Source organism: Acinetobacter sp. YH12094 (assembly GCF_013419295.1).
GTDB classification, from domain to species: Bacteria; Pseudomonadota; Gammaproteobacteria; order Pseudomonadales; family Moraxellaceae; genus Acinetobacter; species Acinetobacter amyesii.
In genome coordinates, this window is the sequence record NZ_VPAK01000017.1 from 1 (window position 1) to 26588 (window position 26588).

Sequence of the window (26588 nt, forward strand, 5' to 3'; positions counted from 1 at the left end):
AGATTCATGCACGTGTGGCCGTGCTGAATAGATTTACAGAGTTAGGTCGTCCTCATACCCGAGTTGTAACTTAAATTTGAGTGAGTTGGCGGATGCTTCAAATTATAAATCTTTGTGCAACAAAGCCCCTTTAATGTTATGTTCTTTATAGATATTTTTATTTTCTAATTGGATGAAAGTTCGATTAAATAGCGCATTCGTAAATGATGTTTGTCTTTTTGTTGGGTTTTGTTATTGAGTGTTTGGGCTATTTTTGCTATTAATCTTGAACATAACAGTTGGTTTTTATCTTTAAGATAAACCCTGAGGAGAGCAACGGGATGGCTTTACGTTTACTGGATATTGGTACACAAACCGAATTATTAACTTCCTGTCGTTTGTCTTTATTGATGGGGGTTTATACGGACGACAACCGCATTGCAGAATTTTTAAAGTTCGCGCGTGGTATTGTGCAAGTCGATAATGCTGTCCTCGCATTTAAAAATGAACCTTATATATGGTATGCGTCAGAGCACATATTTAAGGCCTTTATGGCCGAAGCTGATGATGATCGTCTAGATCAGTTTTTTGCTGAACATTCTCGTATAGACCAAGACGCTGAAAATTACCAAGCTTATTCCGACTATATGCAAGAACTTGGATTAGGGCATCAGCGTTTAGTCGCTTTCGATTTAAAATATGATCAAGAATCTATCGGTAAAGTTATTTTATTCGATGATCAAGTCACTGCATTTGAAGCCAAACAATTAAAGATCGTTGAAGAATTTGTACAAAGTCTAGTCAATATTATTCAACTTCGTGTTGAAAATGCTGAATTAAAAGAAGCCTATGAACAGCAGTCGGCACTTAATTTTAGTAAGACTAAATTTTTCCAAATTATTGCTCATGATTTAAGAGCACCTTTTCATGGTCTACTTGGATTTTCTGAAGTTTTGGCGCAGGAACGCAATACCTTAGATGATTCGAGTGTGCAAAATATTGCAGACTATTTATATGACACCACACAGTCGACGTATAACCTTTTAGAAAGCCTGTTGAACTGGGCCATGGCAGAAGGTGGTCGCTTTGTTTATCATCCGATTAATTTTGATTTACATCAGTCTGCAAAAATCGTAAGTGATGTCTTAAATAGCTTGGCTGTGAAGAAAAATATTCGACTGATCAATGCCGTGCCTGAAGGCATTAAAGTCAATGCAGATATCAATATGATCACATCAGTGATGCAAAACTTGGTGTCAAACGCATTGAAATTTACCCATACCGATGGTAGAGGTGTGGTGACGATTTCAGCCGATCGAGATGGAGGACGGGTTGTATTCACTATTCAAGATACTGGATTGGGGATGACCCAAGCTCAGATCGATGATTTATTTCAGCAAAAACTGACGGTTAGTATTAAAGGTACGGCAGGAGAACGTGGTACGGGGTTGGGTTTAGTCCTTTGTAAACGTTTTGTGGACTTAAATCAGGGTGAAATTGTGGTGAACTCGAAAGAAGGTGAAGGCACACAATTTAAAGTCTGGTTGCCACAGGCGACGAGCCTGCATCAAACCCTAAGTACCGAGAGCAGCAGTGCGCAGAAAGATGAGACCTTAAGTGAACTTTAATGTGCATCTATTGGTATAAAAGCCTAAAAATACTTTTCCCTAAGCGTTATCAACTGTTATAACTAGAAAAAAATCACGCTAGGGTTTGTGAAATGAATGCGGAGCAATTGCAGAAAACATTACGTGCCAGTCAATATGCTGAACAGGTGCTCGGAATTCATCAGGCCAGTTTAGAACAAGACTATGCAATTGATCAGTTTCAAACCTCGCTCAGTACAGCACAAATTCAACATTTTGTCGTAAGCAGCCTTGCCGATATCCAAGATGAAAATAGTTGGATGCGTGCAATTCGTGTGCTGCGCGCACGTCTGATGTTTCGTTGGATTTGGCAAGATGCCAATCAACTCACCGATGTCGTCACCTTAACGCGAGAGCTTTCAGACTTTGCCGATGCGTCCATCTGTGCGGCAAAAGATTTTGCACTAAAGCCGTTGATTGCGAAATATGGCGAACCGCTAGGCTATAAGGGGAAAGTTCAAGACCTAATTGTGGTTGCCATGGGAAAACTTGGTGCACAGGAACTTAATCTTTCAAGTGATATTGATCTTATTTTTGCCTTTGATGAACAGGGCGAAACCAATGGTCGAAAATGTATTGATGTACAGCAGTTCTGTATTTTGTGGGGACAAAAATTAATTTACCTGCTTGACCATATTACCGCAGATGGTTTTGTCTTCCGTGTAGATATGCGCCTTCGCCCATGGGGTGATGGTTCTGCCTTGGCAATCAGTCATGCGGCATTAGAAAAATATTTAAGCCAGCATGGACGCGAATGGGAGCGCTATGCCTGGATTAAGGCACGGATCGTCACTGGCGGTAAAGAAGGCGCCGAGTTACTGGAAATGACCCGACCTTTCGTCTTCCGTAAATATGTCGATTACACCGCTTTCGAAGCCATGCGTGAAATGAAAGCCATGATCGAACGTGAAGTGCTACGTCGTAATATCGAAGATGACATTAAACTCGGTGCAGGCGGAATTCGTGAAGTAGAGTTTATTGTTCAAGTTTTTCAGCTCATCTATGGCGGTTCAAAACTCGAGCTGCAAGACCGTCAATGTTTAGTGAGTCTGCATCATTTAGGTGAAGTTGGATTATTAGAAAAAACCGCGGTTGCTGATTTAGAGGATGCATATTTATTTTTACGTCGTATTGAACATGCGATTCAAGCACTCAATGATCAGCAAACCCAATCGTTGCCACATGAGCCTGAACCCCGCCAACGTATTTTAGATACTTTAGGTTTTGCATCTTGGGATGACTTTTTGCATGTACTCAATCAGAAGCGTGCCAAAGTCATTTACCAATTTGAGCATCTTATTAAAGAAAAAGAACCCGATCCGTTATTGGAAAGTTTTAGTCATTTAGAAGCCCAGTTGAACGATGTTCTAGATGATGATGCCAAAAATTTAATTCACGAATTTTGGTATGGACATGCGCTGAAAAAATTACCTGCCAAAGCTGTACAGCGCTTAAAAACCTTTTGGCCACATCTCATTGAGGCGATATTACAGTCAGATAAACCTCAGGTGGCCTTACTACGTCTCATGCCTTTGGTGGAGTCGGTGCTGCGCCGTACGGTCTATTTGGTGATGCTGATTGAGAGCAAAGGGGCATTACAACGATTAGTGAAAATGGCAACAGTGAGTCCTTGGATCTGCGAAGAATTGACGCATTATCCCGTGCTGTTGGACGAGTTTTTATCGATGGATTTTGAGCTGCCAAAGCGTAAAGATTTAGAAGACTCTCTACGTCAACAACTGCTTCGAATTGAAATTGATCAAGTCGAAGACCAAATGCGTGTTCTTCGATTATTTAAAAAATCCAATGTCTTAGCAGTAGCTGCTAGTGATGTTTTGGCAGAAAGTCCGTTGATGAAAGTGTCGGATGCATTGACCGATATTGCTGAAGTGTCGGTGAATGCAACCTTGCATTTGGCATATCAAATTGTTGCCAAAAAACATGGCTATCCAATCGATGCAGAAGGGCAGCGTTGTTCGATTGATCACACGGCTTTCGCGGTAATTGGCTATGGCAAGGTGGGTGGCATCGAGCTGGGTTATGGTTCGGACTTGGATTTGGTGTTTATTCACTATATGGACGAACAAGTGGATACCGATGGACAGAAACCAATTAGTGGCTTTGAATTTGCCATGCGGGTGGCACAAAAATTTATGTCCTTAATGACCACGCAAACCCTAGATGGTCGAGTGTATGAGGTGGATACACGTTTACGACCTTCGGGAGAGGCGGGTTTATTGGTGACCAGCTTAAAAGCCTTTGAGCAATATCAACATAAAAATGCTTGGGTCTGGGAGCATCAAGCTTTAGTACGTGCCAGAACGATTGCAGGTGAGCACAGTTTACGGATTGAAATTGAAAACTTGCGCTGCAATATTTTGACTCAGCCACGAGATGAGAACAATGTTCGTGCAGAAGTGCTAAAAATGCGCCAAAAAATGAAAGACCATCTAGGTTCTTCTAAAGAGCAGCAAAAAGATGGAATTTTTCATTTAAAACAAGATGCAGGTGGTATCGTTGACATCGAATTTATGGCACAGTATGCAGTATTAGCATGGAGTGGGTCGAATCCCGATCTCGCCCATTACTCTGACAACGTACGAATCCTTGAGGATGCCGCAAGAACGGATTGCTTATCCAGCGCCGATGCGACAGCATTGATTCAAGCTTATCTCCGTGAACGAGCCGAGAGCCACCGTTTAGCACTTGCGAATCAATCCATGCAAGTTTCAGCTGACGATTGGCACGATACCCGAGTGGTCGTTTGCAAGCTATGGCAAAGATTAATTGATCCAACTGCAACGTTTGCATTGGATAAAAATGACTGTGTATAAAAATTTGGAGTGTGTGCCATGAACTTGGCTGATCGTGATGGTTTTATTTGGCAAGATGGACAATTGGTTGACTGGCGTGAGGCGAAAACTCACGTATTAACACATACATTGCATTACAGCATGGGTGTGTTTGAAGGCGTCCGTGCTTATGAAACTCCGAATGGAACGGCTATTTTCCGTTTAAAAGAACACACTAAGCGTTTATTAAATTCTGCAAAAATTTATCAAATGAAAGTCCCATTTGATCATGCAGCATTAGAACAAGCTCAAATTGATGTGGTTCGTGAAAATAAATTGGCTTCTTGCTATTTACGCCCAATTATTTTTATTGGTTCAGAAAAATTAGGTATTGCAGCAACTGACAATACAATTCATGCCGTTGTTGCTGCATGGAGCTGGGGTGCTTACCTTGGTGATGAAGCGATGGCGAAGGGTATTCGTGTTAAAACGTCTTCATTTACGCACCATCATCCAAACGTGACCATGTGTAAAGCAAAAGCATCTGGTAACTATACTTTGTCAATTCTTGCACACCAAGAAGTGGCACATGCTGGCTATGACGAAGCAATGTTACTCGACCCACAAGGTTATGTATGTCAAGGTTCAGGCGAAAATGTATTCTTAGTTCGTGATGGCGTGATTCATACTCCTGACATCGCGGGTGGTGCACTTGATGGTATTACCCGTCAAACCATTATTACGATTGCGAAAGACCTTGGTTTTGAAGTGGTTGAACGTCGTATTACACGTGACGAATTCTATATCGCAGATGAAGCATTCTTCACAGGTACAGCTGCTGAAGTGACGCCAATCCGTGAATATGATGACCGTCAAATTGGTGAAGGTTGTCGTGGTCCAATCACTGAGCAAATCCAAACTGCATTCTTTAATGCGGTTCAGGGTAAAGACCCTAAATATGCGCACTGGTTAACTTACGTAAAATAAGCTGATCGGTTAAGATGAAAAGGCGAAACTAAGTTTCGCCTTTTTTATTAGCTTGAAGATATTGAATTTTTTGGAACGTGACTATGCATATTGTTTATGTCAGTGATGGTAAAGCAGGACATCGCTCACAGGCTCTAGGTTTATTTAAGGCCATGCAGCGCCAATCTCAGGAAGCAGTCACATTTCAAGAAATTTCAATTGATGATTTGCCTATAGTGACACTTATTTCTGCGCTATTTAGCCATCAGCTTCATGCCGTAGAACACGAGCCAACCTATATTTTTGGCGTCGGCAGCCATACGCATTTTAGGGTATGGCTGTTAGGCAAAGTGTATAACAAAGCCAAAACCATTATTTTAATGAAGCCAAGCTTGCCGTTTGCATGCTTTGATTATGCGGTGATTCCACAGCACGATGGTATTCAGGCATCTAATAAAGTACTAACCACACAAGGTGCGTTAAATCCTATTGTAAATGAAGAGCGGCATCAGCATGGTCGAATCTTGATCGCTTTGGGTGGCTCTTCAAAACGCCATCAGTGGAATGCAGCTAAAGTACTTCATGCAATTGAACAGATAGTCGAGCAGAATCCAAATTCACAAATCATTTTGACCACTTCACGGCGCACACCACAAGCGTTTTTAGCAGAATTAAAACAGTTAAAGAATATTGAAAAAGTACAGATTTTCCCAGTTGAAGTCACTCCGCAAGGTTGGATTTTCGAAGAAATGCAAAAAGCTGAAGCGGTTTGGGTAACTGAAGATAGTGTTTCAATGATTTACGAGGCACTCACCGCGGGTTGTAAAGTCGGGGTGATTGAAGTGGATCGACTCAGACATGATCGAATTACAACATCTGTCGATCACCTTTTTCATCAACAGTATATTACTTATTTTACTGCCTTGTCTAAGTTAGCTCAACCACAATATTTTGCTGAAGCAACTCGAGTTGCAGTTGAAATATTCAAATAAAGAACAGATTCTTTAATATAAACATCTTGATAAATTAAGATACTAAAATGCAGTGACTAAGGCTTACGCTTTTTTTGAACAATATCAATAAAATAAATGATGGAAAAAAAGCCGTAACTTAAGTACAGTGGCGTTCAAAATTTGTATCTAAGGAAAATAGCAGCAAGTCCTGATACAAGAACATTATTGGAGATAGGAATGACATTGCTTCTACATAAAAAGAGTGTAATTCACTTTTTTTATACATTTTTTTTAGTGCTTTTTTTGGGGGGGGCAGAATACTTTTTAACAAAGAATGGCGTAGTAAGTATTGAGTTATCAAAATATGTTGAAAGTTACTTATTAGTTTTCATTTTATTTTATCTCTGTTTATTATCTGGGTATAAAACTTTTTCCTTAATTGTAACTAACTTTATTATTTACATTATTGGTTCCAATATTGTTTTTTTGACCTATTTTGGCCGTTTATTAATGCCTTATGATATTAGTCAATTTTTTTATGAATTTGCCGATATTATGGGAGGATTGTCTGGTGGAATAAAAATTTTCTTTATTCCGCTGTGTCTATATTTACTGCTGATTGTTTTAAATACTATTTATATTTTGAAATATGTAAACAATAAAGAAGCAGGATATAAAAAATACCTCTTTTTTATGGTTGCCGTATTAGGTTTAATGGGACTTATGGTTCCAGCCTTAAAGGGAAAAGTCTTTGAAAATAATCTACATTACCCAGTTGTGAGAAATACCATTAATTGTATTTCCAGCTTTTTAATTGGAAGCAGTAAATCTTTATTTTCAGAACCTGAAGCTAAAAAAGTATATTCAAAATACAGTGTTGAAAATATTGATACAGTGCAAGACTTTAATGTGATTGTGGTCGTTGGTGAAAGTACTGCATTTAAACATTTGGGCTTATATGGTTATGAAAGGCAAACCACCCCATTTTTGAGCTCACTTAATGGGCAATCAGGATTTAAATATTTTTATGGCATCAGTCGAGGTTTTTCTACACGTATAGGTGTTCCACTTTTGCTTAATGTTATTTATGAACCAGATAATGCTGAGCAGTTATTATCCATGCAAACAAATTTATTTACGCTTGCTAAAGAGACTGGCCGCAATACCTTATACCTATCTAATCAAAAATCTGGCGTTCTCGCATCTTTAGTAAACATGAAAGATATTAATCAATTTCATGATGTTTTCTCTAAAGAAATGCCAGAGAATACAACTGATATGCGATTAATAGAGTTGATGGAAAAGAAGAAAGAGGCTTTAGCGAAAACGCCATATTTTATGGTTCTGCACCAGCGTAATAGTCATTTTGCATATGAAGAAAACTACCCGCAGGCTTATAATTTTTATACAGGCAATAAAGATGAGTTTTCAAAATTAGTTGATACTTATGATAACTCAATGCATTTTCAAGATGATTTTTTTAAAGCCTTGAGAGCCTCAGCTCAAAGAGTGAGTTCTAAGCCAACGCTTATTTTCTATACATCAGATCATGGTGAGTTATTTGGTGAGAATAGTTTATGGGGGCATGGAACTCCAATTTTGCAGTCCGCTGCTGTGCCAATTCTGATGTTTGGGGTCAACGGTGCTGAAAAATGGGTAGATGATCTTCAATATTCAAATTGTTATATGACAAATTATGAATTGGGTAAAATTGTTGCTGCTTCATTTGGACGTAAAATTATTAATCCAAATGAAAATAACGATCAAATTTTTATTAATATTAATTTACCGCTGGATAGCTCTAGTAAATTTACAGAAGTAAACGCTAAAGAAGCCAAAGGCTTATGTTCACAATAAGGCAGCACTCAATTTAAAAGGGACTTAAAAACTGATTTCTATTCAATATAGAATTCAGTTTTTTAATGGAATTTTAAATACACAATACGGCTCGCTCAATTTGAGAACTTTTCTTTTCTTATGAAGAGGACTGTGGCACTATTTGGAAAGGAACTTTGGTTTGGTCCATATTGTGATTTATATTTGTATTTTTACACTCATGATTTTACTCGCGTGGAGTTATAAATATGCTTGGTGGAAGCCCGCTGTAGATTGGAAAAGACCGCGTATTTTAATGTATCACATGGTGTCTGAGCATATCGATGGTGCAAAATTTAATAAGTTGCGGGTTAAACCTGAAGAGTTTGAGAAGCAAGTGGCTTGGATGAAAGCTGAGGGTTTTCATTTTGTCACAATGCATGAGTTGCAGCAAAATTGGGGGCAGCATCCTAAAAAAACTGTAGCAATTACCTTTGATGACGGCTATTTAGATAACTTGGAAAATGCTTATCCAATTTTAGAAAAATATCAAGCCAAAGCGACGATTTATGTAGTGGTTGATCGCCATAACCGTGATTGGTCAACCTACAAAAAAGCCCATCATAATAGCGGTGAGTTAGCGCGTGAGCCGAAATTAAGTGATGAGCAAATAAAGCAGTTGGCACAGAGTGGTTGGGTTGAAATTGGTTCTCATACTTTGACTCATGCCAATTTGGATAAATTGGATGATGCAGCATGCTTATTTGAACTTACAGAATCTAAAAAACAATTAGAGCAGTTAATTGATACGTCTGTGAGTAGTTTTGCCTATCCATTTGGTATTTATTCGGACCGTGACGTACGTATGGCAAAGGAAGCAGGTTATAGCAATGCTGTGACCACCAAAGAGGGGATTGATGAAACCTCACTAGATTTCATGCAATTACAACGGATTAAAATTAGTGGAAAAGATTCAATGTTTGCTGTGAAGTTGCGGATGAAATTAGGGAAAAGAGCTTAATTGCTCTCCCTGCTATTAATTTTCCTTACATGATTTAATTGATTGAAATAGCTAGTGAGTTTCATGTGGTGTTTGTCCCACGTTTGAATTGGATCAATGCGCGCAGCTAAATAAATAAGAAAGTCTGTAAAATTTTTCTGTGGTGTATGGCGTATACTTTTCCAATAGGTTGAAATCGCTTTTTTGATCAGTAGTTTTTTATTTTGTTCAGTAATATCTGGGTAATCTTGGATAAAATCATCAATTGTGAAGAACATATCATGGTGTTGTTGCTCTAGATGGCGAGATAGACGGTTTTCTCCACGGATAGATTTTGTTTCGGCTTCATCTAAAATAACAAAAACACTATGTAAGCCACTAGAAATTATTTTTTTTGAATATTTAGCTAAGTTTAAAGCTAGTGATTCATCTTGAATAAATATATTTTCATTGCAACCTTTAGATTTTTTAAATAAGTCACGTGTACACATAACGCACATCTGCATAATATTATTTTCAAGTACGTAATTTAAAGGTGTGGTGCTAAATTGCCATGTTGCAAGAGTATGCTTCTGAATTTCATTCAGATCGTGAATTTTTACTTTTTCTGCATAACATAAATCGGCATTTTGCTTTTGCATTTCTTCTAAAAACATATTGAGACGATTAGGTGCTAAAACATCATCAGCATCCATAAAAAATAGATAATCACCTGTTGCAGAAAATGCACCTTGATTTAAACGAACAGCTGGGCCTTTATTATCTGTATTTTGAATGATTTTAATTTTAGGGTAAGTATCTAGTAGATATTTACTGTTTTTGCACCATTCTGGGTCTGTAGAACAGTCATCTACCACAATAATTTCGTGTAAATTTTCATTTTGAGGTTGTAGTGATTCAATGGTTCTATTGAGTAATAGGCCTTTATTGTAATGAGTGAGGATGACTGAAATCATTTTAATATCCTAAATTACGTTTAAAAGCTTGGGTAATTGGGGTTGATGAGTTTAAATCTTGGGTATTTCTAATACTTGGATACTGAAAGATTTCTTCAAGCTTTTGTCGCTGCATGAGTTGAGCTTCAATATATTTCTTATTTAAAGGTTCTAAAATAGACTTGGGGCTATATATGGAACTGACAAAACGTCCACTTTGGATAGTTTCAGCAAGCATAGAAGTGCTATCTTCTGTGACAAAAATATAAGTGGCTTGTTGAATAAGCTGAATGAGAGACAAAGCTTTTTCAGTATGGATAAAATGTAATTGGATATTTTTAGGAATATCGGTTTTATTCAAAAATGTACTTAGATTTGGTGTGCGGCGTGAGTTGGTAATTAAGCCTTTAAGTTGATTGTTTCTACAAAATAGAATGAAGTTATTAATGATTTTTTCAAAATCTGTATAAGTAAAAGGGTGTTCATCTGTAGCCCCACCTAAAACGAGTAAAGCTGTTGTTTGATCGAGTTGATCATGTTGCATGTTAAAAAACTCTTTTTTAACAGGTGGTGTTGTTAGTACAACTTGATCTGACAGCGTGTTTTGTGGGAGTGCAGTAATTGTGCAGCTGACTAGTTTGCTGTTTACCTTACGTAAGTCACCTGCATAAAATAGAGAAACTTTTAAACTACGGCTTACAAAAATGCCATAGATTAGGTTGGGCATTCCAGAGCAAATAATGCAGTTAATATCATGATTTAAAATAAAATTTTTAAAAAATAAAGCAGCAAATAAGTCGAATAAACGCGGATACCAACTAATTTTTTTTAAGAGGCTGATTTGCCACTTTTTTAAGGTGGGTGTAACTATTTTATATAAAGTTGTTGAATAAGCGGTTTCTAGGCAGTCATATACGCCAAGGCTAGGATTTAAATGTCCAGCACGTTGGTCATGAATCAGGAGAACTGCAAGGCTAGGTTTGCTTTTCATAATATTTGAAAGTTTGATCTATTTATTTGGTATGGTAGCAAAATTCATTAAATTTGTCAGAACTGCTAGTTATGAGCTAAGGGTGTGGAATTTAAGAAAGGGGAATAGATTAAATAAGTTTAAAATATTAGAATATTGAGATAAAGGGTCACTGCTTAAATTGTTTTAAGGTTATATTTTGAAAAAATTGAAGATTATTAATACTGTATATGGTGATGCAACTGGCGGTAGATGGCAAGCTATGTTGAATATTGCCGATACCTTAGAGCAGATAGGAGGACATGAAGTTGTTCTATTGCGCGGTGAGGAAAATAAACATTTAAGCAGTGGTCAACGTCCTATTCATGTAATTCCAAATACTGGATTCTATAGCATTATTGCTGCCATGAAGGTTCGAAATTTTATCCAACAGCAACAACCGGATGCTGTAATCGCTCATAGTGGAAAAGCGGTATGGCTTTTCAAGAATGCTATGATTGGTATGGAAAAGAAAATTCCTGTTATTGCAGTTAATCATAGTCATAATGTGAAACGGACAGTGCGTGCAGATGCATTTATTCATATTACTCCTTATATTCAGGATTTAGTTAAATCAAGGCTCACTAAGGAGCAAGATGAACATAAAATGCATCGTGTCATTTCAAATCTTATGCATTTACCTGATGAGCCAGCACTTCCATCTCCTTTGAAATCTCCACCAACTATTGGCATGCTGACACGAATGATTCCAAATAAGGGAGTTCATGTTGTAATTGAAGCTATTCATATACTTAATAAAAGAGGAATATCTATAAATGCTATTCTTGCTGGTGATGGCGAGAATAAACAAGAATATCAAGAAATGGTAAAGAGCTTCGGAATTGAACATCTAGTAAAATTTCCTGGCTGGGTAGATGCTCAACAAAAAGTCGAGATTTATCATCAAGCAGATATGATGGCGATTACCTCATTAACTGATATTCAACCACTCGGTATTTTAGATGCATTTGGCTGGGGAAAGATCGTATTGAGTAGTGATCATATTGGACCTATGCAAGTATGTAAGCATCGTGAAAATGCTTGGGTTAGTAAAGTTGGAGATCCTGAAGACTTGGCTAATGGTATTGAATATCTGATAAATCATCCAGATGAAGCATTAGAAATTGCACAAAATGCAAAACAAGAAGCATTAAATATTTATTGCTTTGAACAAATTGCGAAAGAGCATAATAAGTTTATTTCAGAAGTGGTTGAGTATTTTAATAGTTTAAGAGCAAAGTCTTAAATTTCAACTGTTTTTTAAATATAGAGTTGCGTAAACCTTTAGATTGATAGAGTAAATAATGAATTTTCTTATAGTTGGAGCTGGTTTTACAGGTGCTGTTATTGCCAGAGAGTTGGCCCAACACGGACATCAAATCACGGTGATTGATCAGCGTTCTCATATTGCTGGAAATTGTCATACTTTACGAGACGAGAATACAGGGATCATGGAGCATGTCTATGGGCCACATATTTTCCATACAAGTGATGAACTAGTATGGAAATATATTAATAAGTTTGGTGAATTTGTTCCTTACATTAATCGTGTGAAAACAACATATAATAATGAAGTATATTCGTTACCAATTAATTTACATACGATTAATCAATTTTATAAAAAAAGTATGAACCCTCAAGAGGCAAAGGATTGGATTAAATCAATTGCATCAGATGATATCCAAGAACCCAAAAACTTTGAGGAGCAAGCTTTAAAGTTTATTGGTAAAGATTTATATGAGTCTTTTTTTAAAGGTTATACTAAAAAACAATGGGGATGTGAACCGAGTAGTTTGCCTGCCAGTATTCTAAAGCGTTTGCCTATTCGTTTTAATTATGATGATAATTACTTTTCACATAAATATCAGGGTATGCCTCGAGATGGTTATACTTATTTAGTGCAAAATATTTTATCGCATGAAAATATTGCTATTAAACTTACTACAAAATTCGATGCTTTATTAAAAAATGAATTTGATCATATCATTTGGACGGGCAAGCTTGATGAGTGGTTTGATTACAAAAAAGGTCATTTAGGTTATAGAACTCTAGATTTTATTAAGTTTGAGGCGGAAGGAGATTTTCAAGGTACTGCAGTAATGAATTATGGAAATGAAGAGGTTCCATTTACACGTATTTCAGAGCACAAGCACTTTACACCTTGGGAAGAACATCATCGAACTATTTATTTTAAAGAATATAGTCGAGCATGCACAGAAAAAGATATTCCTTATTATCCTATTAGATTGGTTGATGACAAAAAAATCTTAGATGAATATATAAAGCTTGCTCGGGATGAGCGAGGAGTAACATTTGCAGGACGTTTAGCAACTTATCGTTATATGGATATGGATGTAACAATAAGAGAGGCTTTAGATTTGTCAAAAAAAATGCTTAAAGATATCGTACAAGGAAAACTGATTGAAAGTTTTTACCATCAGGAGGGTATTTCCTGATGAAACATGAGGTCTACATCGCAACGCACAAAGCATATGATTTTCCATGTATAGAGCCTTATATTCCGATTCATGTGGGAAAGGAAAACTCATTATTAGATCTAGGTATTATCGGTGATAATACTGGAGATCATATATCTCACCTTAACGCTTCATTTTGTGAATTAACAGCTTTGTATTGGATGTGGAAAAATTCTGAGGCAAAAATATTAGGATTAGTACATTATCGACGTTATTTTGTGAATCAACAAGGTGAGCTACTAACAACAAATGATATTAGCCAATTAGCTGAAAATCATATTTGGGTCGCAAAGAGAAATCAGTTCTTTAAAGTTAAAAAATTTTTTGGATTACGATTTTCAAAAAAAGCTATTAGCGTTAAAGAACATTATGAAAAAGATCACTATCTGGCTGACTTTATGTTATTACGTCAAATAATTGAGAAGAATAGTCCTGAATATATTAAGGCATTTGATTGTTTGAGTAATTCGATTAAAGGAATATCTTTATTCAATATGTTTGTCATGCATAAAATTTGGTTAGAAAAATACTGTAATTGGATGTTTAAAATTTTATTTGAGCTTGAAAAAGAATTAGATATTTCTTCTTATAATTCATATCAAAAAAGAATATTTGGTTTTTTGTCTGAGCGATTATTTAATGTGTTTTTATTGCATCATAATAATGAAATAAAAGTAAGTGAAATTGATGTCGTAATGAAATAATATTAGACTTCTTGCGTTAGTCACATTTTAAGCAGCCAAAAGCTATATTTTATGAGGCTTTAGCCAATTCAAAAATTAGATAAAACTATACTTTCGCAAGAGGTCTATTATTTGTTTAATATATATTTCTCGTAATATGTGCTGTTGATACTCTGTGATAGGGTATCAACTCTATGAGAAAGCTTATAAATTTTTATACTGTCTTGTTCTAATCGATAATTATTTGTAGGCGTGATAGGTTCGAAAAGTATTTCTGCAAGTAAGAAGATGTTATCGGCCTCAGGAGCGTTATTATCGACTTGTTGTTTAAATGTGAGATTGTTTAAATAATTGAGTTTTATTAAATAATCAATTAAAAAATAGTCAATTAAATAATCATTGTTTTCCCAATAGTTTAAAAAACATTGAAAAATGATTTTTGGCGTTGAGTCACCAGGACTAAATTTTATAAAATTACCAGACCATTTTCCCTCCGGAATCCACTGTTTAAATGTAGAATGATTACTAGAAAGGGTAAAGAAATCATTCATTAACATTTGTTTAGGTACTTTGTTTAGAATTAAATAGGTAGCATCTATCCATGTGCCACCATGTTTAGCTAATAATGCAAATCTTAAAATATCTGAAAAATGAGTTGGAGTGATAATTTTCTTATTGAGCTTATCAATAATGAAATTAGGAATATCTACATATTTTTTATAATTATTAATATCTATTAGGCATACATTGCTATTGTATTGCTTTATAGAATTAATACATGTTTTGACAAGTGGAGGGGCACTTTCTATACCTTGGAGCCAACATACCCAGACTATATCGGAAGATGAGTTTGTAGACTGATTTATAGCGTCTACAAATAGGTATCCATTCTGTTCATATAAATATTGAAGTAACGACTTTTGATAGTATTTTTGAGCTGATTTTTCTAAAGAATTTAACCCAAGTTTCTTAAAGAATTTGGGAGCTTTTTTAATTAGTCGTAAATATGTCAAGTTCAAGTGTAATACCATTATTTTGAATGAGTAGCCTAATTTAAATTATTCTTTATCCGCATTACCTTTCAACACCATATAAATCAAACCGACAAAGATTAATAAAGCACCCGCAAGGCTGCTGACACAGAATAAAACGATTCGGTTATAGGTGGTTAAGTTGAATAATTCATTGGCTAAAATGTAGCGCATGAACAACCATTGTACGACAGAAAAAACAATCAATACGATTGCACGACGACGGACTTCAGGACGCATAGCCATAGGAGAATCACTTAAAGTGGAAATTGAGGCTATTATGCCACTGTCGATAATCGATCTCAATTGAATAAGATTAATTCAAGCCTGTGGAACACAACTCTAAAGGTTGAGATGTTCTTAGATCACCTTTATTTGCGGTATATATTGATATTGCCAAAGCAGACCCGAAAGCGCTTATAAGACCAGATATACTGTTCTGGTGCTTGGTTAATGATGTCTTGCATCGCGATGTTGAGGGTGTCGACAGAGGATTGTAAGTCTTTAGATAAAATCTCGTCTGATAAAGTTTGGCAATGCACATCAAAGTACTGTAGGTTAGGTTGTCGGATACAACTTAATCCAATGACATTGCATTGGGTTTTTGCAGCAAGTTTTGAAACAAGTGTGATCGATAAAGTATTTTGCCCAAAAAAATTGGAATAAATACCGCCTGAAGGCTTCGGTAAATGATCAGGTAAAATCACTGTTAAGCCGCTTTGTTTCAAATGTTTAAATATGGCACGGATCCCAGTTTCATCTGTCGGGACTAAGGTTGCATTAAACTTCTCTCGTGCTTCTAATAGATACCGATTAATCCCTTTATTTTTATTCGGTTTATACATAATCATCGGTTCTGTATACAAGTTCAGCCATGCATTGAGTAGTTCCCAGCAGCCAAAATGGGGAACCACCACGATCACACCTTTTTTATTTGCCAGTGCTTCCGTGAGGATATTTTCACCATAAATATTTTTCAGTAAGCTCAGGCTATAACTCGGCGGCATGCCCCAACATTTAATAAATTCAATATAGGTCAGGCATTGGCTGCGGATACTTTGACTGACGAGCTGTCTCCGCGCTGTCTCGGACAAGTTTGGGTAGGCCCGTTGAATATTGATACTAGTGATACGTTTGATAGATGAAGTAAATAGATTAAGAATAAACGCGATCATCAAAGCCAATTTTTGTAACAGCCAAAGTGGCAATAGTGCAATGATTTTGAATATAAAGTACATGAATCACAAGGTCTCAAAATTGACAGCATGGGATAAAATAAATTTTGCCAAGAGACCGGACTTATTCAGTGAAAAGTACAAAAAGATCTGAATCTAAAAACAAAATAATTGGAAGTGGAAAATTGAGCTATCCATTGCCCAAAGGATGTAGTGCAACATCATAACGCAGTTGAATCATTTTGATATTAGCAAAGTCAATCAAATCTTTAATTTATGTTTTGTAGGTTTTCAACGACCTTTTGTTGATCGAAATAAAAAACCCTGCATTGAGCAGGGTTTTTTTAAACCTTTAAATCTAAATCTAAAAATGTAAGATTATTTAGATTCTTCAGCTTTAGGTTTTTCGCGTAAACGAATACCTAGGTCACGCAATTGTGTTGCTTCAACTGGCGCAGGCGCTTGAGTCAGTGGACATTCCGCAGTCTTAGTTTTCGGGAATGCAATCACGTCACGGATTGAAGATGCACCAGTCATCAACATCACTAAACGGTCAAGACCGAATGCCAAACCACCGTGAGGAGGCGCACCGAATTTCAAGGCATTAAGCAAGAAGCTGAATTTCTCTTCTGCTTCTTCTTCAGAAATACCAAGCGCTTCAAAGATCGCTTTTTGCATTTCTAGATTGAAGATACGTAATGAACCACCACCGATTTCAGTACCGTTCAATACCATATCGTAAGCAACAGAAAGTGCAGCACCTGGGTTGTTCTTCACTTCTTCAACGCTTGATTTTGGCAGCGTGAATGGGTGGTGAACAGACGTCCATTTACCGTCATCAGTTTCTTCGAACATTGGGAAGTCAACAACCCAAAGTGGCGCCCACTCACAAGTTGCAAGTTTCATGTCGTGACCGATTTTAATACGTAAAGCACCCATCGCATCATTTACGATTTTCGCTTTGTCCGCACCAAAGAACACGATGTCACCATTTTCAGCACCAACACGTTTCAATAGATCAAGCACGATTGGCTCGATGAATTTAACGATTGGAGATTGAAGACCTTCAATACCTTTTTCAAGCTCGTTGACTTTAATGTAAGCCAAACCTTTCGCGCCATAAATGCCAACGAATTTAGTGTATTCGTCGATTTGGCTACGTGGAAGCGCGCCAGCACCTGGTACGCGAAGCGCAACAATACGGCCTTTAGGATCTTTTGCAGGACCTGCGAATACTTTGAACTCAACGTCTTGCATCATGTCTGCAACATCAACGAGTTTCAAAGGAATACGTAAGTCAGGTTTGTCAGATGCATAGTCACGCATTGCATCTGCATAAGTCATGCGAGGGAATTTGTTGAATTCAACGTTTAGAAGTTCTTTGAACATCTTAACCGTTAAACGTTCCATTAAATCTATGATGTCATCGTCACTCATGAACGATGTTTCAACGTCGATTTGTGTGAATTCAGGCTGACGGTCAGCACGTAAGTCTTCATCACGGAAACATTTAGCAATTTGGTAGTAACGATCGATACCGCCAACCATTAACAACTGTTTGAACAATTGTGGAGATTGTGGAAGTGCGTAGAAGCTACCGTTAGAAACACGACTTGGTACTAAATAGTCACGCGCACCTTCAGGAGTCGCACGAGTCAAAATCGGTGTTTCCACGTCTAAGAAACCATTTTCTTCGAAGTAGTTACGAATTAGGTTAGTCAATTTAGAACGGAAACGAAGACGATCTAACATTTCTGGACGACGGATATCCAAGAAACGATATTTCAAACGTACTTCTTCAGAAATATTTGTGTTGTCGTCATTCAATGGGAATGGCGGAGTTTCTGAACCAGCAAGCACTTCGATTTCTTTACCAAGAACTTCGATTTGACCGCTAGTCATATTCGCGTTTTCAGTACCTGCGTAACGACGACGTACACGGCCTGTAATTTTTAATACGAATTCTGAACGTGCTTTGTCCGCAGTTGCGAATGCTTCAGGAGTATCTGGGTCAATAACCACTTGAACAAGACCATCACGGTCACGCATGTCAAGGAAGATTACACCACCGTGGTCACGGCGACGGTGAACCCAACCGCATAAGGTAACGGTTTGGTCAATTTGAGCTTCGGTTAAAGAACCGCAGTAATGAGTTCGCATCATAGCGTTAGAAATCCAACTATATGGGTTAAGGTCAGCGAATACGTAAACAGCGCACCGCTTTTATTCGAATAGAGGATTATGCCTCTTTTTGGCTATTTTGTCACAAGGACTTCGGCTTTATAGAACAAAAATCCTTGCATTGAGAGATTCTGAAACGATTTATGAGGTTGTTTTTGAGAAAATATTCGTTGTTGATTTTAATGACAGGAAAATAAGACATCCCAAACTAAAAGTACTTAGGAATGCACGGAAAAAATAATTAATGGCTTTGCCGACATAGGCATACAAGTCATGCACAAATGCATCTGAATAAATACTGTCAGCAAAATAAAAATAACTAGCGATTCCCGCAGCTAAAGACAGGGCCGCTAAACCATATACATAGACTTTGATGGTTGTGGGGACGTTTACAGTACTTCGATAGTGAAGATGATGACGATAAATCATCCATGCCAAAACGGGGAGTGCCAAGCCAGATAATCCAATTTGCAACACGCGATGTAGGGGATATGAATGACCAAAAAATTGAATCGGTAGACTCAATAGATCCTTAAATGCAAAGGTACGAAAGTCAACATGGGTCAAGCCATCCCAAACAATATGCGTCGATGTTCCAATGATGAGTGCGAGGATAAGGCTGAGTATAAATCCGCAAAATTTATTGAAATTCTGTAGATTCAGCGGCTTATTTAAACCAAAAAAAGCAAATAACATCGGGCGATAGAGCACATACCACAGCACACAAAACAGCAAACCTAGGATTAAGTTTGGAAAAATTAACCCCGACCATTGATGGGATCCATTGTAGTCAGCATTAGTAAATAAACGGAATAAATCCGGCACCATGCTACCAATTGCGAGTGCTGCAATAGGCAGGCGGTTTCCGCTTAACTTGGAAATAGGCGGTGCGAGTACAGCATGGGATATGGTAAAAGGCATTGAACTAAAATAAATATATGAATAAATACAATGTGGTATAGATGAGTGTATATGATTTGGGCAGATTAGAATGTTTTTTATTGCAAAATGAATGAAATGTTATATTATAACATTATTCAAAAATAGCCTGATTTGAGTCTCTCCAACATGTCTTTTCATAAGAATTTAATAACTGTTTCGATTTTTGCAGTGATTGCACCCAACCTTTATGCCGATGATCCAGAACAACAGGTACAAAAGCTCGAAGCCATTAATGTTCAGGTCCATCCTTTAAACCAAAGTGCGGCAGATTTTGCTGTTGCCGATAATGTCATTCAACATAAAGCCCTTGCACAAGGTGGCGTCACAATTGGTGATGCGTTAGCCGGACAGCCGGGTGTATATTCAAATCAGTTTGGTGCAGGTTCAAGTCGTCCTGTGCTGCGAGGTCAAGATGGTCCTCGTGTCAAAGTCTTAGAACATGCCTCAGAAACTGCAGATGTTTCGACCTTATCTCCTGACCATGCGGTTACGGTTGATCCGATTTTGGCAAAACAAATTGAAGTCATCCGTGGGCCATCAACACTGTTATACGCGGCAGGCACAGTTGGCGGTTTGGTCAATGTGACGGATCAAAAAATTCCAACGCAGATGCCTGAAAATGGTTTAGAGGGGCAGGTTGGGCTACGTTATAACTCAGGTAGTGACGAAAAATTAGCAAGTGCAGGTATCACTGCTGCGCTAGGAGAAAATTTTGCACTGCGAGTTGAGGGATCAAAGCGTAAAGCCAATGACTATATTGCACCCAGTTATTTTCATGATCATGATGGTGAATTAGAAAAAGAACGCCGAGTCGGTAATACTTTTGCAGAAGGGCAAAATGTCAGTGTAGGTGCGTCATGGATTCATGATCGTGGTTTTGCTGGACTGTCTTATAGCAACCGTCAAGACCAATATGGCTTGCCGGGTCATAGTCATGAATATGAAAGCTGTCATCCACATAATGACCATCTACACTGTGATGGTCATGATAACCATGGGCATACCGATGAGCATGATCATTCAGCGCATGACGAACATGATCACGATCATGATGCCGCAGGCCCATGGGTCGACTTAAAGTCAGAACGCTATGATTTCCGTACTGAATTGGCTGAGCCGTTTGCAGGATTCCAAAAACTACGTGCGCATGCGAGTTATACGGACTATAAACATGATGAAATTGAAGGTAACACCGCAGCAACGACCTTCAAAAGTAAAGGTTATGATGGCCGTTTAGAGTTGGTGCATAACCCGATTGCGGATTGGGAAGGGGTGATAGGCGCACAATACAATCAGCAAAAGCTCAATATCAGTGGCGAAGAGTCATTGATGAACCCAAATAAAACCCAAAAATGGAGTGTATTTGGTTTAGAACATAAACAATTTGGTGATTTTCATGTCGAGCTGGGCGCCCGTGTCGATCAGCAGAAAATTCAGATCGATTCTGCACAAAAAGATTATGACGATTATGGTATTTCCTACTCAGGTGCTGTGAACTGGGCGTTTGCACCTAATTATAAATTATCCTTGGTGGGTTCTCATCAAGAGCGTTTGCCATTGGCGCAAGAGCTCTATGCAGATGGCAAGCATTTTGCGACCAATACCTATGAACGTGGGAATGAAAATCTAGATGTTGAAAAATCTAATAATCTCGAATTAGGTTTCCATTATGAAAAAGATCAGTTGGATTATCACGTTCATGTGTACCACAACTGGTATGACAACTACATTTATGCCGCAACCAAAGATAATTTTGAAAACTTCCGCTTAGTTGATTACACCCAAGACAAAGCCAAGTTCTATGGCGCGGAAGCTCAAGTGGGTTATGCCATTAATGATATGTATAAACTCAGTGTCTTTGGTGATTATGTACGCGGCAAAATTGATGGTGAAAATGCGCCACGTGTGCCTGCAGGGCGCTTAGGAACCAAGGTCGATGTTGACTTTGCCGATGGTTGGTCAGGTCTTGCAGAATATTCACATGTATTCAAACAAGACAAAATCACTGCATTTGAGCGTGAAACAGATGGCTACAACATGGTGAATTTGGGTGTGGCCTATAGTGGTCAATTGAAAGATCAAAATGATTATCGAGTCTATTTCAAAGCCAATAATTTATTGGATGAAGATGTTTACTCTCATACGTCATTCCTTGCCAATATTCCACAAGTCGGTCGTAATTTTACGGTTGGTCTTGAATTTGGTTTCTAATTGAATTTGCACAGACTTCTCTAAGTAAGTCTAGGTAAAGTCACAGAAATCCTCTTGAAAAATCAATGAATAAAACCTAGTCTGAGCGCATTAGACTAGGTTTTTTCTTATGCGCATCATTCAACGAATACATCACAAGCTCAATTGGTCACGTCGTCGCTATGTGGGCGTGGTCATGGGTTTATTGGTTTTAGGTTATTTGGCATCGGCAACCTATCACACGCTAAAGCCACTCCCAGAAGGGTTGAACTACACGGGAAAACTTCGCCATGCTGAAGTGAACTTTTTAGTGGATGAAACCTATATCGATGCGCAAGGAAAGCAGCAACAGGAACATCGCATTTTTAAAGAAATGCTGAAAATGATTGAGGAAGCACAGTCGACCATTGTGTTGGATATGTTTCTCTTTAATCCGCAAGTTGGTGACTCTCAATTAAAACATGAACAATTAACACAGGAGTTGACCGATGCGCTGATTTTGAAGCGTCGACTATCTCCTCAAGTGGAAATTTTTGTGATTACTGACCCCGTCAATTCGGTATATGGCAGCATTCAACCTGAACATTATCGTCAATTGCGTCAAGGTGGAATTGAGTTAATCGAAACCAATTTGGTACCGCTTCGTGCATCCAATCCTGCATGGTCAGGCTTTTGGTATATCTGCTGTCAAGATATTGGCAATAATCCTGAACAAGGCTGGTTACCGAACCCATTGGGAACCGAGAAAGTGACGATTCGAAGTTATATGGATCTGTTTAACTTTAAAGCCAATCACCGAAAAACTTTGGTGGTGGATACCGTAGATGGGTGGAAAGGCTTAGTCACTTCAATGAACCCGCATGATGGTAGTTCGCGACATTCGAATGTTGCCCTGACTGTAAAGGGAATGACTGCAATTGATCTATTAAAGACCGAGCAAGCCGTAGGCATGATGTCTAAAGCTAATATTCCATTTGTCGTGATTAAAGATGTTGAAGCCGCGAAAACTCAGCCACAGGTTCAAGTGCTGACTGAAAAAGCCATTTATGATGCCACACTCGACTTAATTGATAGTGCGAAGAAAGCTGGAACTGAAATTGATATTGCTATGTTCTACTTGTCAGAACGTAAAATTATCAAAGCACTCATTGCTGCGCATGAACGTGGCGTGAAAGTTCGGGTATTACTCGATCCAAACAAAGATGCCTTTGGTCGAACCAAAAATGGTATTCCAAATCGTCCTGTTGCTTCTGAATTACATGATGCCGGTATTGATGTACGTTGGTGTAATACCCAAGGTGAGCAGTGCCATAGCAAGATGATTTTAAAACGAACAGCCTATCAGGCAGATATGATTTTAGGTTCTGCCAATTTCACAGCGCGTAACCTGAAAAATTATAATTTAGAAACTGATTTGCGCGTGATTGGTCTGAAAAATGCGCAAGTTTTTAAAGATGCATCACAGTACTTTAATACGGCTTGGTCAAATCTGGATGGTAAACAAATGAGTGTCGATTATAGTAAATATGCGGATGAATCGACCTTGAAATATGTGTTGTATCGCTTTATGGAATGGAGCGGATTATCTACTTTTTAATTTTCCCCTCATCCTAACCTTCCCCCAAAGGGGGAAGGAATTCCCTCTCATTTCAGGAGAGGGTTAGGGAGAGGTATATTCAGCAATTATTAATTCTTCGGTACAGGATTCGGCGGAACGATTTGATCTAAATCTTTATCTGACATTTGATCCAATTCTTTAATATCGGTTTTGATTTTCCATTTATCGGCATCATCTACTGGTTGTGGCAAACGAGCTTCTAACCAGTCACAGATGACATCTGGTGGAAAATCGGCGTGGTTACATTGAATCACCCAAGACAAGAATTGTTTTGCTTCGCCATTCATATATGGTGGCGGAGAAACCGGTAAAAATTGAGTCGGTAAGCGTTCATTTTTAGAAATATAGTTCAATACATGGCCCAATTCTTGAACAGTTTGCCATGCTAAAGGGTGATCTACATTAATTTGAAATTTAAACCACCACGCATTTTTGCCATCGGTGCCGTAGGAGTCGATTAAGGCTTCTTGGATACTAGGTACTTTCGAAAAAAATTGATGAAGTCGGTCAAAACTTAATTCAGACACAGCGTTTGATCCACTACGAAATAAAATCAATCTTAGCATAATCCAATCAAAAACAGGCTAGCATGAAGGTGCGATCAGCTTGGTCGGAAAATTAACAAATTCTTGCATTTGATGGATTTTCATTCATTTTTTCTCCTAAAATGGGTTTTATACTTAATCTATATACCGTGAAGGAAAGCTTGAGTGAAAGCAACATTATTCTATGCAATGGCAGGTGTGATGCTGATAATGACTTCAGCCAGTACTTTTGCGGAAAACAAATGGGCAAATTACCAAGGTGTAGATACGTCAAAGCCACAACACCGCCCACAGTCGATGAATCGGCCTGGCTATCCGCAGCATGCGCCGAATTATCCTCAACATTATCCTCATTATCCAAGTCGCCTGCCGGTTTATCCGCAATATCCAAATCGACCTTATCCGCAGTATCCACAAAGTGGCATTAGTATTCAATACAATGCGCCGACCACGATTACTCAAAATTCGCAGAGCTATAGTTGGGTCAATGGCGATCCTGCCAGCGCTAGTATTTCGAGTTCGACCTATACGTTTATCAGTGATTGGCAGCGTTTAGGTTTACCTGCACCCCCAAGTGGCATGTACTGGATCTTTGAAAATGGTCGCTATGTGCTGGTGCCTAATCGATAAGGTTTATAACCTCTCCCTTGCGTAGCAGTGCTACTCATCTCCTAAAAGGAGAGGGAACGATTTAGTGTTTAAGCCAATTCATCATCTTGTGGGCGAGGGGTTTTTCCTTCAGGCAGAGGCTTCTCGGAATGCTTATCTCGAATAACCGAAGGGTAAGTCCAAGAAGCATAGCGCACAATCAAAATGGCCACAGCAAGGATGAGGATCGAACCTGTAGTAATGACCAAGCCCATATCCGCTTTATGATCATGCTGAATGTCCGAAATGAGCAAACGGGTCAGGGCAGTAATGGCAATATAAATCAGGAAGCGTACCGGCATGTGGTTTGTTTTAAAATAAATACCGACCATGGCACCGAGTTCAAGGTAAATAAACAATAATAAAATATCGTCAATCGTGGCGAATTGTTTAACCGTAATAATTTCAAAAATGGTATGACCCGCAGACCATAAAATCATACAGCCGATGACAAACAGCGCAAGATAATGAAAACCTTCTACAGCAATATTGCCAAGTCGGTCGAGGAGGGCTTCGATTTTTTCTACTTTAGGATCACGGTGTGTCATATATATTCCTCCTGTGTAAATTGCGTGAATATTCAATGAAGAACAAGTCATTAAATACCAAGCAAATTTCATGCACATGAAGCGAATATGACAAAAATATTTTTTAGGTTTAATAAAGGTTTTAATGTTAAGTTTGAGCTTAAATTTTGTCCTATAAGAATGAAGCGACGATGTATCAACCAACGCATTTTCAACATGATGAACTGCCTGATCTGATTGATCTAATGCGTAAGTATGCTTTGGGGACAGTAATACTGACTGCACCCAATGGTGAGTTGGAAGTGAATCATTTACCACTAGAATATGACGCTGAGTCAGGCGAATTGGGCATATTGCGCGGTCATATTGCCAAGGCCAATCCAATGTTTGAATTGCTAAATCAGTCAGCACAAGCCTATGTGATTTTTCATGCCGACGAAGCATATATTTCGCCAAGCTGGTATGAAGGAAAGCAGGAACATCATCGCGTTGTGCCGACATGGAACTATCGCGTGGTACATGTCAAAGGCACAATTCGTAAAGTTGACGATGAAAAATATTTACGAGGAGTTTTGGCTCGGCTGACTCGACAACATGAAGCTAGCCAACCCGTGCCATGGAAAATGGGTGATGCACCGAATGATTTTATTGCGGAACAACTGAAAAAAATTGTAGCGATTGAAGTCGATATTCAGTCGATAATCGGTAAGTTTAAAGTGAGTCAAAATCGCAGCACTATAGATGCGATGAATGTGGCAAAAGCTTTGGAAAGGTCGAATGCTGACATGGCGGAGTCGATCAAAAATTTTTATCCCATGAAATAATAGGCTAAAGAATCATGCCCAATAGGATTGAAACGGAACGTTTATGCCTGAGAAAGTATCAGTTAGGAGATGAAATTTCATTATTTGATACATATTTTTCGAATATAGAAGCTACTCATTATCTGCAGCGGTTGCCACATTTAACGATTCAACAGACTAAGAGTGTTTTAGAAAAGTGGGCAGATCATTGTTGGTCGATACACAATCCTGATTTTGCATGGGTGATTAGTGATAAGGATACGCATTTAGCGATGGGCTTACTGTATTTCTTCAATCAAGACAACCATGGGGAAATACATTTTGGGTTAGGGGTGAATTTTCATGGTTGTGGTTATATGACTGAGGCTTTAATTGGGGGAATTAAGTATTTAAAGCAGAATCAGGTCACGAAGGTTGTTTCATCGTTTTGTGCTGAGGAACATCTAGCATCACAAAATGTCTTAATGAAGGCAGGATTTAAACAAGATAAAGATAAAACGCATTGGGCTACATTTCCAATGCTAGACGATCAGCTCCATCCTTGTTTTACATATCGAATGGAATTGGAAGATTATGAATAAGTTGGTACGTTTATTATTTTTGCTTAAAGAATCCTATTCATTGGTTATGTATGAAGAGTAATAAGTAAAAAATGCCCGATAAATCGGGCATT

Annotated in this window: 23 protein-coding genes; 14 read left to right on the forward strand and 9 right to left on the reverse strand. The window is 38.1% G+C overall.

All coding sequences use genetic code 11. The features are described 5' to 3' along the window. Positions 1 to 320 precede the first annotated feature (320 nt). From FTU34_RS12540 to FTU34_RS12565, 6 genes are all read left to right on the forward strand, one after another. Positions 321 to 1607, forward strand: a complete 1287-nt coding sequence (locus tag FTU34_RS12540; RefSeq protein WP_180035810.1) for a sensor histidine kinase KdpD — start codon at positions 321 to 323, stop codon at positions 1605 to 1607. 92 nt (positions 1608 to 1699) lie between these two features. Beyond that, complete coding sequence (glnE, locus tag FTU34_RS12545) at positions 1700 to 4459, forward strand: bifunctional [glutamate--ammonia ligase]-adenylyl-L-tyrosine phosphorylase/[glutamate--ammonia-ligase] adenylyltransferase (RefSeq protein WP_180035811.1); 2760 nt, start codon at positions 1700 to 1702, stop codon at positions 4457 to 4459. 18 nt (positions 4460 to 4477) lie between these two features. Further along, positions 4478 to 5404 carry a branched-chain amino acid transaminase gene (locus FTU34_RS12550; RefSeq protein WP_078191262.1) on the forward strand — a complete coding sequence of 309 codons (927 nt, stop codon included), beginning with the start codon at positions 4478 to 4480 and terminating at the stop codon, positions 5402 to 5404. 83 nt (positions 5405 to 5487) lie between these two features. Next, complete coding sequence (locus tag FTU34_RS12555; RefSeq protein WP_180035812.1) at positions 5488 to 6375, forward strand: mitochondrial fission ELM1 family protein; 888 nt, start codon at positions 5488 to 5490, stop codon at positions 6373 to 6375. Positions 6376 to 6573: 198 nt separating this feature from the next. Further along, positions 6574 to 8193, forward strand: a complete 1620-nt coding sequence (locus FTU34_RS12560; RefSeq protein ID WP_180035813.1) for a sulfatase-like hydrolase/transferase — start codon at positions 6574 to 6576, stop codon at positions 8191 to 8193. 172 nt (positions 8194 to 8365) lie between these two features. Continuing rightward, positions 8366 to 9172, forward strand: coding sequence for a polysaccharide deacetylase family protein (locus FTU34_RS12565; protein WP_180035853.1), 807 nt, complete (start codon positions 8366 to 8368; stop codon positions 9170 to 9172). On the opposite strand, the gene FTU34_RS12570 is transcribed toward FTU34_RS12565, so the two are convergent. Together FTU34_RS12570 and FTU34_RS12575 are read right to left on the reverse strand one after the other, a co-directional pair. Next, positions 9169 to 10107, reverse strand: coding sequence for a glycosyltransferase family 2 protein (locus FTU34_RS12570; RefSeq protein WP_180035814.1), 939 nt, complete (start codon positions 10105 to 10107; stop codon positions 9169 to 9171). The two genes, FTU34_RS12565 and FTU34_RS12570, sit on opposite strands and share 4 nt — an antisense overlap. A 1-nt stretch (position 10108) precedes the next feature. After that, positions 10109 to 11077 (reverse strand): ELM1/GtrOC1 family putative glycosyltransferase, encoded by a 969-nt coding sequence (locus tag FTU34_RS12575; protein ID WP_180035815.1) that lies wholly within the window; start codon positions 11075 to 11077, stop codon positions 10109 to 10111. A 178-nt stretch (positions 11078 to 11255) separates the two neighbouring features. Between FTU34_RS12575 and FTU34_RS12580 the strand changes: the two genes are divergently transcribed. Genes FTU34_RS12580 through FTU34_RS12590 form a run of 3 tightly spaced genes read left to right on the forward strand, consistent with a single transcriptional unit; the run spans position 11256 to position 14276 of the window. Then, positions 11256 to 12341 carry a glycosyltransferase family 4 protein gene (locus tag FTU34_RS12580; protein WP_180035816.1) on the forward strand — a complete coding sequence of 362 codons (1086 nt, stop codon included), beginning with the start codon at positions 11256 to 11258 and terminating at the stop codon, positions 12339 to 12341. A gap of 58 nt (positions 12342 to 12399) precedes the next feature. Next, positions 12400 to 13551, forward strand: a complete 1152-nt coding sequence (gene glf, locus FTU34_RS12585; protein WP_180035817.1) for a UDP-galactopyranose mutase — start codon at positions 12400 to 12402, stop codon at positions 13549 to 13551. After that, complete coding sequence (locus FTU34_RS12590; protein WP_257222615.1) at positions 13551 to 14276, forward strand: DUF4422 domain-containing protein; 726 nt, start codon at positions 13551 to 13553, stop codon at positions 14274 to 14276. The genes glf and FTU34_RS12590 overlap by 1 nt, the downstream gene beginning before the upstream one ends. 107 nt (positions 14277 to 14383) lie before the next feature. Here FTU34_RS12590 and FTU34_RS12595 read toward each other — a convergent pair whose 3' ends face one another. The 5 genes from FTU34_RS12595 to FTU34_RS12615 all read right to left on the reverse strand — a co-directional run bounded on the left by FTU34_RS12595 (position 14384) and on the right by FTU34_RS12615 (position 19563). Beyond that, the gene (locus tag FTU34_RS12595) at positions 14384 to 15274 is read right to left on the reverse strand and encodes a capsular polysaccharide synthesis protein (protein WP_180035818.1); all 891 of its coding nucleotides are present in this window, start codon (positions 15272 to 15274) and stop codon (positions 14384 to 14386) included. 39 nt (positions 15275 to 15313) lie between these two features. Beyond that, the gene (locus FTU34_RS12600) at positions 15314 to 15532 is read right to left on the reverse strand and encodes a hypothetical protein (RefSeq protein ID WP_111885360.1); all 219 of its coding nucleotides are present in this window, start codon (positions 15530 to 15532) and stop codon (positions 15314 to 15316) included. A 125-nt stretch (positions 15533 to 15657) separates the two neighbouring features. After that, positions 15658 to 16524 (reverse strand): lysophospholipid acyltransferase family protein, encoded by an 867-nt coding sequence (locus FTU34_RS12605; protein ID WP_180035819.1) that lies wholly within the window; start codon positions 16522 to 16524, stop codon positions 15658 to 15660. A gap of 315 nt (positions 16525 to 16839) precedes the next feature. After that, positions 16840 to 18624 carry an aspartate--tRNA ligase gene (gene aspS / locus FTU34_RS12610; RefSeq protein WP_180035820.1) on the reverse strand — a complete coding sequence of 595 codons (1785 nt, stop codon included), beginning with the start codon at positions 18622 to 18624 and terminating at the stop codon, positions 16840 to 16842. Between the two features lie 159 nt (positions 18625 to 18783). After that, positions 18784 to 19563 (reverse strand): DUF4184 family protein, encoded by a 780-nt coding sequence (locus FTU34_RS12615; RefSeq protein WP_180035821.1) that lies wholly within the window; start codon positions 19561 to 19563, stop codon positions 18784 to 18786. Between the two features lie 147 nt (positions 19564 to 19710). Here FTU34_RS12615 and znuD point away from each other — a divergent pair, with 147 nt between their 5' ends. Together znuD and FTU34_RS12625 are read left to right on the forward strand one after the other, a co-directional pair. Next, positions 19711 to 21795 (forward strand): zinc piracy TonB-dependent receptor ZnuD, encoded by a 2085-nt coding sequence (znuD, locus tag FTU34_RS12620; RefSeq protein WP_180035822.1) that lies wholly within the window; start codon positions 19711 to 19713, stop codon positions 21793 to 21795. Positions 21796 to 21904: 109 nt separating this feature from the next. Beyond that, complete coding sequence (locus FTU34_RS12625) at positions 21905 to 23371, forward strand: phospholipase D family protein (RefSeq protein WP_180035823.1); 1467 nt, start codon at positions 21905 to 21907, stop codon at positions 23369 to 23371. Positions 23372 to 23460: 89 nt separating this feature from the next. Here FTU34_RS12625 and FTU34_RS12630 read toward each other — a convergent pair whose 3' ends face one another. Continuing rightward, the gene (locus tag FTU34_RS12630; RefSeq protein ID WP_180035824.1) at positions 23461 to 23919 is read right to left on the reverse strand and encodes a hypothetical protein; all 459 of its coding nucleotides are present in this window, start codon (positions 23917 to 23919) and stop codon (positions 23461 to 23463) included. Between the two features lie 183 nt (positions 23920 to 24102). Here FTU34_RS12630 and FTU34_RS12635 point away from each other — a divergent pair, with 183 nt between their 5' ends. Then, positions 24103 to 24567, forward strand: a complete 465-nt coding sequence (locus tag FTU34_RS12635; RefSeq protein ID WP_373686504.1) for an RcnB family protein — start codon at positions 24103 to 24105, stop codon at positions 24565 to 24567. A gap of 68 nt (positions 24568 to 24635) precedes the next feature. Here the strand turns inward: FTU34_RS12635 and FTU34_RS12640 are convergent, their stop codons facing one another. Continuing rightward, entirely contained in the window at positions 24636 to 25133 is a 498-nt protein-coding gene (locus FTU34_RS12640) for a phosphate-starvation-inducible protein PsiE (RefSeq protein ID WP_078194156.1), read from the reverse strand. A 170-nt stretch (positions 25134 to 25303) separates the two neighbouring features. On the opposite strand from FTU34_RS12640, the gene FTU34_RS12645 reads away from it, so the two are divergent. Together FTU34_RS12645 and FTU34_RS12650 are read left to right on the forward strand one after the other, a co-directional pair. After that, positions 25304 to 25936 carry an FMN-binding negative transcriptional regulator gene (locus FTU34_RS12645; protein ID WP_180035856.1) on the forward strand — a complete coding sequence of 211 codons (633 nt, stop codon included), beginning with the start codon at positions 25304 to 25306 and terminating at the stop codon, positions 25934 to 25936. Positions 25937 to 25950: 14 nt separating this feature from the next. Continuing rightward, positions 25951 to 26496 carry a GNAT family N-acetyltransferase gene (locus FTU34_RS12650; RefSeq protein WP_180035825.1) on the forward strand — a complete coding sequence of 182 codons (546 nt, stop codon included), beginning with the start codon at positions 25951 to 25953 and terminating at the stop codon, positions 26494 to 26496. Positions 26497 to 26588: the final 92 nt, after the last annotated feature.

Excerpts from the sequence above, each read along its gene's own strand:
- FTU34_RS12540 (WP_180035810.1), top strand. The coding sequence starts at position 321 with ATGGCTTTACGTTTACTGGATATTGGTACACAAACCGAATTATTAACT.
- glnE (WP_180035811.1), top strand. The coding sequence starts at position 1,700 with ATGAATGCGGAGCAATTGCAGAAAACATTACGTGCCAGTCAATATGCT.
- FTU34_RS12550 (WP_078191262.1), top strand. The coding sequence starts at position 4,478 with ATGAACTTGGCTGATCGTGATGGTTTTATTTGGCAAGATGGACAATTG.
- FTU34_RS12555 (WP_180035812.1), top strand. The coding sequence starts at position 5,488 with ATGCATATTGTTTATGTCAGTGATGGTAAAGCAGGACATCGCTCACAG.
- FTU34_RS12560 (WP_180035813.1), top strand. The coding sequence starts at position 6,574 with ATGACATTGCTTCTACATAAAAAGAGTGTAATTCACTTTTTTTATACA.
- FTU34_RS12570 (WP_180035814.1), bottom strand. The coding sequence starts at position 10,107 with ATGATTTCAGTCATCCTCACTCATTACAATAAAGGCCTATTACTCAAT.
- FTU34_RS12575 (WP_180035815.1), bottom strand. The coding sequence starts at position 11,077 with ATGAAAAGCAAACCTAGCCTTGCAGTTCTCCTGATTCATGACCAACGT.
- glf (WP_180035817.1), top strand. The coding sequence starts at position 12,400 with ATGAATTTTCTTATAGTTGGAGCTGGTTTTACAGGTGCTGTTATTGCC.
- FTU34_RS12590 (WP_257222615.1), top strand. The coding sequence starts at position 13,551 with ATGAAACATGAGGTCTACATCGCAACGCACAAAGCATATGATTTTCCA.
- FTU34_RS12600 (WP_111885360.1), bottom strand. The coding sequence starts at position 15,532 with ATGGCTATGCGTCCTGAAGTCCGTCGTCGTGCAATCGTATTGATTGTT.
- FTU34_RS12605 (WP_180035819.1), bottom strand. The coding sequence starts at position 16,524 with ATGTACTTTATATTCAAAATCATTGCACTATTGCCACTTTGGCTGTTA.
- aspS (WP_180035820.1), bottom strand. The coding sequence starts at position 18,624 with ATGATGCGAACTCATTACTGCGGTTCTTTAACCGAAGCTCAAATTGAC.
- FTU34_RS12615 (WP_180035821.1), bottom strand. The coding sequence starts at position 19,563 with ATGCCTTTTACCATATCCCATGCTGTACTCGCACCGCCTATTTCCAAG.
- znuD (WP_180035822.1), top strand. The coding sequence starts at position 19,711 with ATGTCTTTTCATAAGAATTTAATAACTGTTTCGATTTTTGCAGTGATT.
- FTU34_RS12625 (WP_180035823.1), top strand. The coding sequence starts at position 21,905 with ATGCGCATCATTCAACGAATACATCACAAGCTCAATTGGTCACGTCGT.
- FTU34_RS12640 (WP_078194156.1), bottom strand. The coding sequence starts at position 25,133 with ATGACACACCGTGATCCTAAAGTAGAAAAAATCGAAGCCCTCCTCGAC.
- FTU34_RS12645 (WP_180035856.1), top strand. The coding sequence starts at position 25,304 with ATGTATCAACCAACGCATTTTCAACATGATGAACTGCCTGATCTGATT.
- FTU34_RS12650 (WP_180035825.1), top strand. The coding sequence starts at position 25,951 with ATGCCCAATAGGATTGAAACGGAACGTTTATGCCTGAGAAAGTATCAG.